This is a genomic window from Huintestinicola sp. (assembly GCF_050874005.1).
Lineage (GTDB): Bacteria > Bacillota > Clostridia > Oscillospirales > Ruminococcaceae > Huintestinicola.
This window is the reverse complement of the sequence record NZ_JBNMJV010000010.1, coordinates 1-13322: the sequence shown is the minus strand read 5'-3', so window position 1 is coordinate 13322 and position 13322 is coordinate 1. Positions and strand designations below refer to the sequence as shown.

General features: G+C 47.8%; 15 protein-coding genes. 12 read left to right on the top strand and 3 right to left on the bottom strand.

Annotated features, from left to right (window positions below; genetic code table 11):
* Positions 1-15: 15 nt before the first annotated feature.
* The 3 genes from ACR0QN_RS05120 to ACR0QN_RS05110 are packed head-to-tail and all read right to left on the bottom strand — an operon-like array spanning position 16 to position 2588.
* Entirely contained in the window at positions 16-222 is a 207-nt protein-coding gene (locus ACR0QN_RS05120) for a 4Fe-4S binding protein (RefSeq protein WP_432650120.1), read from the bottom strand.
* A gap of 39 nt (positions 223-261) precedes the next feature.
* Entirely contained in the window at positions 262-921 is a 660-nt protein-coding gene (locus ACR0QN_RS05115) for a cobalamin biosynthesis protein CobQ (RefSeq protein ID WP_432650119.1), read from the bottom strand.
* Between the two features lie 14 nt (positions 922-935).
* Positions 936-2588 carry a DAK2 domain-containing protein gene (locus tag ACR0QN_RS05110; protein ID WP_432650186.1) on the bottom strand — a complete coding sequence of 551 codons (1653 nt, stop codon included), beginning with the start codon at positions 2586-2588 and terminating at the stop codon, positions 936-938.
* Positions 2589-2822: 234 nt separating this feature from the next.
* Here ACR0QN_RS05110 and ACR0QN_RS05105 point away from each other — a divergent pair, with 234 nt between their 5' ends.
* The 12 genes from ACR0QN_RS05105 to ACR0QN_RS05050 all read left to right on the top strand — a co-directional run bounded on the left by ACR0QN_RS05105 (position 2823) and on the right by ACR0QN_RS05050 (position 13046).
* On the top strand, positions 2823-3107 hold the full coding sequence (locus tag ACR0QN_RS05105) for a YabP/YqfC family sporulation protein (protein ID WP_432650118.1): 285 nt from the start codon (positions 2823-2825) through the stop codon (positions 3105-3107).
* 51 nt (positions 3108-3158) lie between these two features.
* Positions 3159-3662: a spore cortex biosynthesis protein YabQ gene (yabQ, locus tag ACR0QN_RS05100; RefSeq protein ID WP_432650117.1), complete on the top strand. Its 504-nt coding sequence runs from the start codon at positions 3159-3161 to the stop codon at positions 3660-3662.
* A 52-nt stretch (positions 3663-3714) separates the two neighbouring features.
* Positions 3715-4080, top strand: coding sequence for a hypothetical protein (locus ACR0QN_RS05095; protein WP_432650116.1), 366 nt, complete (start codon positions 3715-3717; stop codon positions 4078-4080).
* A 39-nt stretch (positions 4081-4119) separates the two neighbouring features.
* Positions 4120-4584 (top strand): S1 RNA-binding domain-containing protein, encoded by a 465-nt coding sequence (locus ACR0QN_RS05090; RefSeq protein ID WP_432650115.1) that lies wholly within the window; start codon positions 4120-4122, stop codon positions 4582-4584.
* Positions 4585-4645: 61 nt separating this feature from the next.
* Entirely contained in the window at positions 4646-5230 is a 585-nt protein-coding gene (locus tag ACR0QN_RS05085) for a tyrosine-protein phosphatase (protein ID WP_432650114.1), read from the top strand.
* A gap of 242 nt (positions 5231-5472) precedes the next feature.
* Positions 5473-6786: a phosphomethylpyrimidine synthase ThiC gene (gene thiC, locus ACR0QN_RS05080; RefSeq protein WP_432650113.1), complete on the top strand. Its 1314-nt coding sequence runs from the start codon at positions 5473-5475 to the stop codon at positions 6784-6786.
* 342 nt (positions 6787-7128) lie between these two features.
* Complete coding sequence (locus ACR0QN_RS05075; RefSeq protein ID WP_432650112.1) at positions 7129-8454, top strand: circularly permuted type 2 ATP-grasp protein; 1326 nt, start codon at positions 7129-7131, stop codon at positions 8452-8454.
* The gene (locus ACR0QN_RS05070; protein WP_432650111.1) at positions 8433-9140 is read left to right on the top strand and encodes an alpha-E domain-containing protein; all 708 of its coding nucleotides are present in this window, start codon (positions 8433-8435) and stop codon (positions 9138-9140) included. The genes ACR0QN_RS05075 and ACR0QN_RS05070 overlap by 22 nt, the downstream gene beginning before the upstream one ends.
* Complete coding sequence (locus ACR0QN_RS05065; protein ID WP_432650110.1) at positions 9121-9897, top strand: transglutaminase family protein; 777 nt, start codon at positions 9121-9123, stop codon at positions 9895-9897. Before ACR0QN_RS05070 ends, ACR0QN_RS05065 begins: the two co-directional genes overlap by 20 nt.
* Positions 9898-9935: 38 nt before the next feature.
* Positions 9936-10874 (top strand): M14 family metallopeptidase, encoded by a 939-nt coding sequence (locus ACR0QN_RS05060; protein ID WP_432650109.1) that lies wholly within the window; start codon positions 9936-9938, stop codon positions 10872-10874.
* Positions 10867-11793: a M14 family metallopeptidase gene (locus ACR0QN_RS05055; RefSeq protein ID WP_432650108.1), complete on the top strand. Its 927-nt coding sequence runs from the start codon at positions 10867-10869 to the stop codon at positions 11791-11793. The genes ACR0QN_RS05060 and ACR0QN_RS05055 overlap by 8 nt, the downstream gene beginning before the upstream one ends.
* On the top strand, positions 11790-13046 hold the full coding sequence (locus ACR0QN_RS05050; RefSeq protein WP_432650107.1) for an HAD hydrolase family protein: 1257 nt from the start codon (positions 11790-11792) through the stop codon (positions 13044-13046). Before ACR0QN_RS05055 ends, ACR0QN_RS05050 begins: the two co-directional genes overlap by 4 nt.
* Positions 13047-13322 lie beyond the last annotated feature (276 nt).

Below are 13322 nucleotides of genomic sequence, written 5' to 3'. Positions count from 1 at the left end.
CATTCCTTTCAGGATTTATCTTTCAACGATAATAGCGCAGTCGGGGCACATCGTGTAGCAAACGGCGCAGCCTGTGCATTTGCTCTGGTCGGAGCATTCGGCAGGACAGTAGCCTTTTGGTGTGCGGATATCCTTGCGGATCTTGATGATCTGCTTCGGACAAGCGGAAACGCAGAGGCCGCAGCCCTTGCATCTGTCGTTCAGAACGGTCATCTTAGCCATATTGCAAGCCACCTTTCATATGTAGGATACGTGCAGAAGTCAGTTCCACACGTTTTTGATATATACTGTCAGCGGATAATAGCCCTCTCTGTCAATGCCTTCGCAGGAAGGGATATCGGGCAGAGTGTGGCAGAAAATCGGGAGACCCGTAAGAGCGGAAATTTTCTCCGCCTTGAGCCTGCCGCTTCCGATTATTTCGCTGTCGGTCTCAAAGCCTAAGTTTGAATTGTTCACAATGCCCGTGGCGGAAAGACCGCAGGCACGTTCTATCTCACGGAGTATCTCCTCCGCCTCCTCGGGGTCATGGGTAAGGAAACGGCAGAAATTCACCACGTACAGGATATCGCATTCATCTTTGTGAAGTCCGATAAACTGCCTGAATTTTCCTAAAGGATATGCACCTGCGTCATCTCCTCCAAGGTCGATAACAAGGTTTCTCCCCTCGGCATATAGCCCGGGGATATCGAAATCAAGAATGGGTACATCGAGATTTGTTCCCGCATATCTGGGAGCGGCAAGCTTAACGCCGTTTTTTTCAAATATATCCCCCAGATCGGCGGTGCGGTAATAGGGATTGACGGTGTCCATATCCACAACGGTGACCGCCTCACCCTTTTTCGCCATATCAATTGCGTAATTTGCGGCGAATGTGGACTTGCCGCTGCCGTAATGGCCTGCTATAACAGTAATTCTTTTCATAAAATTCCTTTGACTCAGTTGGGCTCAACGGAAATGATGTAGTAATAAACGGGCTGACCGCCCTTAACAAAGTTAACATCAACAGAGCCCAGCTTTGAGCGCATAATATTTTCAAGCTCCGCCGCCTTGTCGGAGGATACGTCCGAGCCGTACATCACCGTAACAAAGCCTGCGTTTTTCTTGAGATTTTTCATAAGCTTTCTTGTAAGCTTGTAAGCGGCACGGGTAACGTCCCTGTCAATAAAGGACAGCCTGCCGTTTTCAAGGGCAAGTATATCACCCGCCTTTATCTCGTGACCGCTGAAGCTGCTGTCTCTTGCGGCAAATGTCACAAGACCCGACTGCACCTTTTCTGCGGCAAGGGTCATATTCATACGGTTGGTGTCAAAATCCGAGTCGGGGTCGAAATTCATCATAGCGGACATTCCCTGAGGAACGGAAGTCGTCCTCAGAACGCATATAGTCTTTTCGGAAAGCTTCATAGCCTGTTCCGCCGCCATAATGATGTTCTTGTTGTTGGGCAGTATAAAAACAGTCTCCGCAGGAACGGAATAAACCGCCCTCAGGATATCGTCTGCGGAGGGGTTCATAGTCTGACCGCCCCTTACGATAGCATCAGCGCCCAGATCGGTAAACATAGCCTCAATGCCGCTGCCGTTTGCCACAGCCACAAAGCCGAACTGCTTTTCGGGAGCCGCAGGAACGGGCTTTTCGTTTGCCGCCTTGACTGCCGCAGCCTTTTTCTCACGCTGGAGCCGCATATTGTCGATCTTCATATTGCAGAGGGAACCGAATTCCAGTCCCTTCTCAAAAGCAAGACCCGGGTGGTCGGTGTGAACGTGAACCTTGATGATATCCTCATCGTCAACTACAACAACGCAGTCGCCGATAGACTCAAGATATTCTCTCAGCTCCGCAGGCTTTTTTGCGGTGTCCGTTACATTAACGATAAATTCGGTGCAGTAGCCGAAGGTTATCTCAAGAGTTTCATCGTCCTCAACGGAGAATGAATATTTTCCGTCGGAAACTATCTTAGGCTCGGAGGAAACCGTTCTCGGCTCGCCCCTGAAAGCTTTGAGCATTTCGTTAAAGATGATAACAAGACCCTTTCCGCCTGCGTCCACAACTCCCGCCTTTTTGAGAATGGGGAGCTGTTCGGGGGTCTTTGCCAGAGCGTCCTCAGCGGCAATGCATACGTCATTCCACAGGGAAACGGGGTCGTTTGTCATAAAGGAGCTTTCACGAGCCTTCTCGGAAGCCACTCTCGCCACGGTAAGGATAGTGCCCTCCGCAGGCTTCATAACGGACTTGTAAGCTGCCTCCACGCCTATCTCGAGAGCGTTTGCGATATCATCGCAGCCTGCTTCCTTTTTGCCTGTAAGCCCCTTTGAGAAGCCTCTGAAAAGCAGAGACGTGATAACGCCCGAGTTGCCTCTTGCGCCTCTGAGCATTGCGGAAGCGGCAGCGGAAGCCACCTCGGAAACCTCCGCATCATCGGGAACGGAGGAAAGTGCATTCATAGCATTTGCAAGGGTGAGGGACATATTTGTGCCCGTATCTCCGTCGGGAACGGGATAAACATTCAGCTCGTCGACCTGCTTTTTCATCTCAGACAGGGTAAGAGCCGCCGATATAAGAGCGTCTTTAAGCATTTTTCCGCTGATCACGAAATCATCTCCCATTTTTTAATCGAATATCGAAAACAGCACAGCTGCAATTTTTATTAGAAGTTTACTCAGTTAAACTTAATTATACCACAAAGCTCTCAAAAATTCCATAACAAATTGTGAACAAGAATAGGCACAAATATTATTATGAATAATATTTTGTTACAATTATAGAGAATAATGATACAAAATGTATCATATACATATACGAATAAAACATTCGAGGTGTTCATAATGGAAAACAAGCAGAAGAAACCGCCGCAGAACCATACAGTAAATATGGAGAACCGCAGCAAGGTGGTGATAACGGGCGTGACCGATACGGATAAATTCACCGAAAACTCAGTGCTTCTGTACACCTGTATGGGGGAGCTTATCATAAAGGGCAGGGGACTTCGTGTAACGCTTCTGTCGGTGGAAAGCGGCGATATGGCGGTGGAGGGGGATATCGACGGGATAATTTACGGTGACAGTCAGGTAAAGTCGCCTCTGGGCTTTATGGGAAGACTTCTCAAATAAAAGGAGGGAAAAGCTACGGAACTGCTTGCAAAGATCGAGCCTGAGACCTTTATGCCCGTCTGCCGCCAGACAGAATTGTTTTTATTGTCGGTGCTGCTGGGAGCGGGTCTTGGGGTGCTGTGGGACGTTTTCAGAGCTGTAAGAGCCATATTTCCCGTAATGGGCAGGACTGTTCCCACCGCCATATGCGACGGACTTTACCTTATCCTCTGCGGCATAGGTATATACATTTTCTCACTTCTTGCGGGGGACGGGCAGGTGAGGGGGTATTACTGGCTCGGTGCATTTCTGGGAGCGGTCATATATATCCTCACCGCAGGAACTGTGGTCATCGGCATAATACGGCGGGTCTTCGGCACCATATACAGGCTCCTGGGCGGGGCATTCAGAAAAGCTGCCAAGCCCTTCGTCCGAATGTATCAAAAAATTGACACAAAAAACGGTAACAAATTTGTGACAAACGCCAAAAAAATGTTCCATAAATGTAAAAATTATCAAAAAGACTTGAAAAGCAAGGGGCATATGGTGTATAATAAAACAGCTAAGATGAGGTAAAAGCAGGTTGTGCAGCCGATGTATTTCGGGAAACGTCAGGACGGTGATTTTTATGTATGCACAGAAGGAATCGAGTTCAAGAGACCGCAAAGCGGCTCGTGCCGTGCTTAAAAAGGCATATAATAAAAAGTACCGTCAGAACAATGGTCTGCTGAAATTTGTGGGAACAGCGGTTTCCCTGCTGCTTATCGCAGCCTGCGGAGCCTCCATTTTCAGCGATATGCTGGAATATAACGAGAAGCAGGCGGAGCTTGAGGAACTGAAGCTCCGAGCAGAGCAGCTTGAAGCTGAGAATGCCGAGTATGAAAGCATTCTGAACGAAGAGGACGAGCGCACATATATGGAGCGCATAGCCATTGAAAAGCTGGGCTATGCATATCCCGACGAGCGCCGCTTCTACGACACCACCAGAAGCTGATACAATACATAATAATTTAGGAAGGATAATATTCTATTTATGCAGCCGGATGTAGGAAAAATTTATGAGGGCAAAGTCACAGGCATAACCAAATTCGGAGCGTTCGTTGAGATCGAGCCGGGGGTAACGGGAATGGTGCACATTTCCGAGGTTGCCAACACATTTGTAAACGAGATCAAGGATCATCTTACAGAGGGTCAGCAGGTCAAGGTCAAGGTGCTTTCCATATCCGAGGAGGGCAAGATATCCCTTTCCATAAAGAAGGCTCTTCCCGCACCTCCCAAGAAGGAATTCAGAGGTCCCAGAGAGGGCGGCGGCAGACCAAACGGAAATACAGGCAAACCCAGACAGGACAAGGCGGTCCCAAAGGAGCCTCAGACTCCCGAGTCTGCATTTGAGGATATGCTAAATAAATTCAAGGCAAGCTCAGATGAAAGGATAGGAGATATCCGCAAGAATATGGACAATAAGCGCAGAAACACCTCAAGAAGAAGAGGCGGTTAACAGCGTATTCATTGCCGCCGCAGCAAATTGTCTGCGGCGGCTTTTTATAAGGAGAAAAATAGTGAGCAGTTTATTTCAAAGCACAAGAAATACAAGGGCGATACTACCCGAAAGTCTGCGCTTTATAAGAAGCGATGTTCCCGAAAAAATTACAGCCGATGAAACCCGGTGGCTTATCGCAAATAATGTTCGTACCATCGTCGACCTCAGAGAAAAGGATGAACAAGCAAAAAAAGTATGTCCCCTGCAGAGCAATGATCTGTTTACATATATCTCCACCCCCGTAACAGGTGGAAATGCCGTGCCCGAATGTACGGATGATGTCCCTTTGTCATACATTCGGATGGCTGACGGTCAGATGAATAAGATCATTGATACGATAATGAACGCCGAAAACAACGTGCTGTTTTTCTGCAATGCAGGAAAAGACCGTACAGGCGTGGTATCGGCAATTATCCTGCACCGCTTGGGTGCGGACGATGAATATATCATAAATGATTATATGCTCTCGGCTGATAATCTGAAAGAAATGCTTCAGGCGTATGCGGAGCAAAATCCCGAGATCGATATAAATGTCATAACGCCGAAGAGGGAGTATATGGAAAAATTTCTTGCGTGGCTTAGGTCAGGCGCCGGCAGTACGTGATAGGTTAAGACTTTTGATATAAATTTCCCCTTGACGAACCCGATTATAAATGCTATAATATAAAAGTAATGCAGGGGCACTGCGAAAGCGGTTGAGAAGCACCCTTTGAACCTGTCGGTCAATACCGTGGGAGGGAGCATACAAAGAAAATTCCGCCTTGTATGTATATTCTCCGCAGACAGAGGATATATTTATCAAGGCTTTTTTTATTTAGCGAAGATAGATGAAAGGAACGAGCATATATGAGAGCATACAAGACCCAGATGGAAGCGGCGAAAAAGGGTATCATCACCCCCGAGATGGAGACCGTTGCGAAAAAGGAATACGCCTCACCCGAGGAAATTATGAAAAAGGTAGCGGAAGGCTCGGTGGCAATACCTGCCAATATAAACCATAAGTCCCTGTCCCCCGAGGGAATAGGCGCAGGGCTTCGCACAAAGATAAATGTAAATCTCGGCATTTCGGGAGACTGCAAGGATTACGAAAGAGAGCTTGAAAAGGTTAAAATGTCCATAGACTTCGGCGCAGAAGCAATAATGGACCTTTCAAACTACGGCAAGACCAACAAATTCCGCACAAAGCTCATTGAGATGTCTCCTGCAATGATAGGCACCGTGCCTATGTACGACGCTATCGGCTATCTTGACAAAGATCTCCTCGATATCACAGCAAAGGATTTTCTAAAAGTCGTCGAGGCTCACGCAAAGGAAGGCGTGGACTTTATGACCATTCACGCAGGCATAAACAAGCGGGCTGTTGAAGCTTTCAGACGTGAGGGCAGGAAGATGAATATAGTTTCCCGTGGCGGCTCACTCCTCTTTGCCTGGATGGCTATGACGGGAAATGAAAACCCGTTTTTCGAGTATTACGACGATGTCCTCGAGATCCTGAGAGAGTACGACGTGACCATAAGTCTCGGAGACGCTCTCCGACCCGGCTGTATCGACGACGCCACCGACGCAGGACAGATAAGCGAGCTTATCGAGCTTGGCGACCTGACTCTCAGAGCCTGGGAAAAGGACGTTCAGGTAATGGTGGAAGGCCCCGGACATATGGCAATGAACGAGATAGCCGCAAATATGACCCTGCAGAAGCGGATATGCCATAACGCACCCTTCTACGTTTTAGGCCCTATCGTAACGGATATCTTCCCCGGCTACGACCACATAACAAGCGCCATAGGCGGAGCAATTGCCGCTGCAAGCGGAGCGGATTTCCTCTGCTATGTTACCCCTGCCGAGCATCTTCGTCTCCCCGACGTAAACGACGTGAAGGAGGGCATTATGGCAAGCAAAATAGCTGCCCACGCCGCCGACATTGCCAAGGGCATACCCCACGCAAGGGATATTGACAACAAAATGGCAGAAGCACGCCACAAGGTGGACTGGGAGGAAATGTATAAGTATGCTGCCGACCCCGAAAAGGCAAGAGCATACTTTGAAAGCACCCCCCCTGCCGACCGCCACACCTGTTCAATGTGCGGCAAAATGTGTGCCGTAAGAACTACCAATATGATACTCGAGGGCAAAGAGGTAAAATTCTGTACAGAAAAGTGAGTAATAACGGGACTTTCCTGCATTTCGGAAGTCCCGTTTGCTCTTATTAAATTATAGCACAAAAGTTCTGATTTGTCAATATGCAGAATGAACAAATTTTCCCCGCCGGCATTTTCATTGCAGATAATATTACAAAAATATGCAAGTTCATAAACCAAATAATTCATATTTATGTGAAAATATATTATTTTGGTCGAATTATACCACATAAATGAAATTACCAATAAAAAATCCGTCATTTTTATGCTTGACATATCTGTAAAAAAGTGGTATTATGTAAATATAAAGAAACAAGGACGTTTCCGTAAAGCGGAACGCCCTTGTTTTTTAATTTGAAAAGAGATGAATATTATGAACACACCTGTTGCAGACGCAAGAGAGATAAACGAGCTTCTTGCACGATACGGAGTAAAATTCGGAATTTACAAGCACGGCACCTTCAAGGAGCAGCTTTTTCCCTTTGACGCCATTCCCAGAATAATCACCGCCGAGGATTTTGCGGACATAGAAAAGGGACTTGTCCAGAGGGTGGACGCTCTTAATATGTTCCTGAGAGATATCTATTCCGACGGAAAGATCATTAAGGACGGCATTGTACCCGAAGACTTTGTTTATATCTCAAAGGGGTATCTTGCACCCTGTGCAGGAGTAATGCCGCCAAAGGGCATTTACAGCCACATTTCGGGAATTGATCTTGTTCAGGCAAAGGACGGCACCTGGTACATACTTGAGGACAACCTGCGTATCCCTTCGGGAGCAAGCTACCCTCTTATCGCCAGAGAGCTTTGCCGAATGACAAGCCCCGACGTGTTCGAGAACAGCCGCATTGCTGATAACCGCAACTATGCCTCCCTGCTCAGAAGCACGATGGACTATGTTAACTGCGGCGGAATAAACGTTATCCTCACCCCGGGCAGATATAATGCCGCATACTTCGAGCACAGCTATCTTGCGGAAAAAACGGGTGCTGTTCTTGTTCAGAACACCGATCTGTTCGTGGAGGACAATATCCTTTATATGAAGGATTACCGTGGCGGAAAAACAAGAGTGGGAGCGGTCTACCGCCGTATTTCCGACGAGTATCTCGACCCCCTCACCTTCCTTCCCGAGTCCCTTATCGGCGTTCCTCATATTATGGACGCATACCGTGCGGGCAATGTGGCGATAATAAACGCTCCCGGAAACGGCGTTGCGGACGACAAGGGCATTTACTATTTCGTTCCGAAAATGATAAAGTATTATCTGGGCGAAGAGCCTATCCTCAAAAATGCTCCCACATATCTTCCCTTCTACGAGGAGGACAGGAAATATGTTCTTGACAATCTTGAAAAGCTTGTGGTCAAGGATGTTTCCGAGGCAGGCGGCTATGGCGTTGTATTCGGCAGGGATATGACAAAGGAACAGCTTGCTGACTGGAGAAAGCTCATCACCGAGCAGTCAAGGCGGTTCATCGCTCAGGAGGTTATTGATTTTATTGACCTTGAGGTCGCTGAAAACGGCGAGACCGTAATGCGCAAAGCTGATCTCAGAGCCTTTGTGCTCAGCGGAGACAAAACAAGAGTATGGTCAAGCGGTCTGACCCGTTTCTCAAGACAGGCAGATTCATTCGTTGTAAATTCATCACAGGGCGGAGGTTTTAAAGACACATGGGTGCTATTACCAGAATAAATATAAGCAATCTTTTTTGGCTGGGAAGATATGTTGAGAGGGTATTCACTACCTTAAACAGCTTTTTCAAATACGCCGACAGGTTTATCGAGGGCGGTCAGGAAGCATATGAAAAATATCTTGCGGATATAAATGTTCCCGATATCTACAAAGACTCGGAGGACTTTTTCCACCGCTATGTTTTCGATATGTCCGACCCCAACTCCATAATCTCAAATCTTGACAGGGCGCTGGGCAACGGAATTGTCCTCAGAGAGGAGATAAAAACTCCCTCGCTCTCATATTTGCAGATGGCTATGGACAAGTTCAAGTCCTGCGAGGGAACGGACAAGATACGCTATGATATGCTCCCCGTAAGAGATGCGATCTACGCTTTCTGGGGCAGCGTTGACAATAATATGACAAATGCCGAAGCTTTACGAGTTATCCATCTCGGAAAATCGGTGGAGCGTGCGGATATGTTCCTTCGTCTCGGCTACCCTTCGGAGGATATTTCAGCCGAGCTTGACAATCTCATAAAGCACGTTTCAAGGTACGGCGGCGAAACCAGCATTATCAGCGCCGACGCTTTTGAAGCTCTTAAATCGGCGGCCCAGAGCCGTGATTATACGGGCAGCAAAGCAGAGCTTATTGACAATATTGAAAGGCTTGTTGAGGTGAACTTCTTTGAAACGGCTTCGGTTTGAATATGAAACAAAGCTTGAATTTACACGCAGCGTAACGTCACATTCCTTTACGCTGCGCTGCGTGCCCTTTTCTGACGGCAGACAGGTGATAACAGAGCCGGTCTGCGATATACTGCCGAAAACGGGCAGCATATGGCGCAGCCGTGACAGCTTCGGCAATATGCTTATCTGCGGAAGAATGGACGAGCCTCACGATGAATTTTCCTTCAAGGTAACGGGTGAGGCGCAGATACTTAATTCCTGCGAAAGCTATGGAACGGCTCCCGAATTTTACCGCTTCAGCTCACCTTTGACTGTGCCGGGAGAAAATATCACCGCATTTTACAAGGAACACGCTTCCGAAAGCGCCGACCTGCTTACAAGAGCTGTGGGGCTTTCGGAAAGCGTATATAAGGCTATGACCTATGAGAGGGGAGTCACCGAAGTGGGTACTACTGCGGAGGAGGCAATGGCAGGCAGGGTCGGCGTATGTCAGGACTATGCCCATATCCTTCTTGCGCTCCTGCGAATGGACGGCATACGGAGCCGCTATGTGTCGGGACTTGCCTTCGAGTGCGGCGAGACCCACGCCTGGGTGGAGGTAAACGACGGCTCAAGGTGGATAGGCATAGACCCCACCCATAACCGTCTTATCGGAGACTGCTACATAAAGCTGTGTCACGGCAGGGATTATTCCGACTGCCCCATTGAACGGGGAATTTACCTCGGAAATGCAGGCAGCGTTCAGACAATTTCTTCAAGAATAACAGACAACTAAACTATGCAAAACTTTCAGGGAAAGGAAATTTCAGAATTATGACAACGGTTATAGCAAGCGCAGGTCTTGCGGTCAACGAACGTATTGAGATACGCAGGAACAGAATTACGGGAGAGGGAGAAAATAACGGCAAAAGGGTCTGCATAGTAACAGGCACTCACGGCGATGAGCTTGAGGGTCAGTATGTATGTGCAGAGATAGCATGTGTGCTTTCGGAAAATCTTTCAAAGCTCTGCGGAGTGGTGGATATCTACCCTGCCCTCAATCCGCTTGGAGTGGACAGCATCACCAGAGGCATACCCCTTTTTGACCTTGATATGAACAGGATATTCCCCGGCACCGCCGAGGGAACGATGGCGGAGCGCCTTGCCGCAGATATCATCAAGGATATAAGCGGTGCGGATATCTGTATAGATATCCATTCAAGCAATATCTATCTCAAGGAGATACCTCAGATACGGATAAACGAGCTGAGTGCAGATGAGCTTCTGCCCTATGCAAAAATGCTTGGCTGCGATTTTATATGGATACATTCCTCGGCAACTGTGCTTGAAAGCACTCTTGCCTACAGCCTTAACACCACAGGCACAAAGACCCTTGTGGTTGAAATGGGCGTGGGAATGAGAATAACAAGAGAATACTGCCGTCAGCTTACCGCAGGAATTTTTAATCTGCTTAAAAATCTCGGAATGTGGTCGGGCGCAACAGAGCCTGTGAGAGAGCCTATAGTTTCGGGAGAAAGAGCGGTGGAATTTGTAAACAGCGGTGCAGACGGTATTTTTGTGCCCTGTGTTGAACACTGGGTGGATATAGAGAAAGGCGACCATATAGGCGATGTCATAGACCCTGCAACGGGCAGGCTTGAGGAATATGTGACCGCCCCCTGCAGCGGCAGGATATTTACTTTAAGAGAATTTCCCATAGTCTACGGCGGTTCCCTCATAGCAAGAATATTAGGGGGTGATTACAATGCGTAAGCAGGTATTATACTCCATTCGTTCGCCCTACCGTCAGCCTATGGAGGTAACGGGTTTTAAATTCGGAAGCGGCGAAAAGGCAATATGCATAGTTGGCGCAATGAGAGGAAACGAGATACAGCAGATGTATGTCTGCTCCCAGCTTGTAAAGAGACTTAAAGAGCTTGAGCGTGAGGGCAGCATTTGCAGCGGCAAGGAAATACTGATAGTTCCCTGCGTGAATTATTATTCGATGAACATAGGCAAGCGCTTCTGGACAATGGACAACACCGATATAAACCGTATGTTCCCCGGCTATGACCTTGGCGAGACCACCCAGCGCATTGCCGACGGACTTTTCAAGGAGGTACAGGGTTATACCTACGGTGTTCAGATGGCAAGCTTCTATCAGCAGGGCGATTTTCTCCCTCACGTTAAGCTTATGGAAACGGGCTTCACCGACCATAAGGATATGATAGATTTCGGGCTTCCCTACGCCTTCGTAAGAACGCCCCGCCCCTACGACACCACCACCCTCAACTACAACTGGCAGGTGTGGGAGACAAAGGCATTTTCCGTTTACACAAACGCCACCGACCATATTGACGAGGCTTCCGCAAAAATTGCGGTGGACGCAGTTATCCGCTTTATGGTAAAGCGTGGCATTATCAGAACAAAGGTCACAGGAGGCAGCGTTACCGAGATCGTGGACGAAAGGGGACTTATCCAGATACATTCCCCCTGCGCAGGAATATGCAAAAGCTTTGTGCGCCCCGGTGACGAGATACGCAAGGGCGACCTGCTCTGCGAGATAATCGACCCTCTTGAGGGCGAGGTCATTTCCAGAATTTTTGCCCCGGAAAACGGTATAGTATTTTTCACCTATAACCGTCCCCTTGAATTTGAAAAAAGCGTGCTCTACAAGATAATCAGTATATGAAAAAGACAGCTCTGCCGCCCATAGGAAACCGCATATTAAAATCCGCCGCAGGAGTTTTTCTCTGCGGCGTGGTATATTTTCTGCGTGGAAAGGGCGGCATACCATTTTATTCAATGCTTGCTGTGCTGTGGTGTATACAGCCCTATTCGGAAAGCACCCTGAAAATGGCGGCACAGCGCACCGCAGGCACCTTTGTGGGGGCACTGTTCGGGCTTATCACCATAGTTTTTGAGATATACGCCGTTCCCGTTTATGACACGCTTTGGGGATATGCGTTCATAGCTCTGATGATAATTCCCGTCATATACACCACGGTGGTGCTTGACAAAAAGAACGCAAGCTATTTTTCCTGCGTGGTTTTCCTGTCCATAACAGTCATACATATGACGGACAATGATCCATTCCTGTTTGTTTTAAACAGAGTGCTTGACACCTTTATCGGCATAGGCGCAGGCATTGCGGTAAATTCCGTAAGGCTGCCCCGCAGGCGTATTACGGACACCCTTTTTGCCGCCGAGCTTGACGATATGCTCTCCCCCGTAAACGAGCGGCTCACGCCCTACTCAAAGGTGGAGATAAACCGAATGCTCTCTGACGGCGCAAATTTCACCCTCGCCACAATGCGCACACCCGGCGCCATAACCGAGATACTTGCAGACGTGAAAATGAAGCTGCCCGTTATCGTGATGAACGGCGCAGCATTATATGATATCAAGGAAAACAGCTATGTTATGTCCTATATCATTTCGGACAGCACCTGCAAAAAGATACGTGATATCGTCAAGAACCGTGATATGAATATGTTCACAAACGCTCTCTGCGGCGATAATCTGATGATATATTACGACGAGCTGAAAAATGAGGCGGAAAAGTCAATTTACACGTCTCTGAAAAAGTCTCCCTACCGCAATTATGTAAACCGCCTGCCCTCTCCCGAGGACAGAGCCATATATATTATGATAATCGACAAGGCGGATAAAATTTCCGCACTTTATGCAGAGCTTACAGAAAGTTTCGGTGAGCAGCTTAAAATAATAACCTACCCCTCGGACGATTACAAAGGCTATGCCTACATTAAGATATACAACAGGAACGCCGGCAAGCAGAAGATGATAGAATATATATGCAGCAGCTATAATATTGAAAAATTCGTCACCCTGAGCATTGACGGAGAAAAGTCCGCACGAAGCATAAACAGGATAGCCCACGAGCTGAAGAAAAGCTTTGAGCCGCTTTGCTTCGGGAAAAAATAAGAATGAATTAAGCTCTCCGCTGCAAAGGAGAGCTTAATTTTTGCTGTCAATAAAAAAGGTCAGCCCGATTAGGACTGACCTCAGTCTGTCGAAAAAGAAACGACAATTATAATATGCACAAACCCATACAAAAGATGCTTTGTCAAAAACGTTCCACCGGAACGTTTTTGAGGGCAAGGGTGTTTGAGCGCTCTACAAGGGGAGGCGGTCGTGTACGCCTCCCCTCGAAATGCTGTCGCATTTCTCACCCCTTGCTCCGTTTTTGAAGGATAAAGG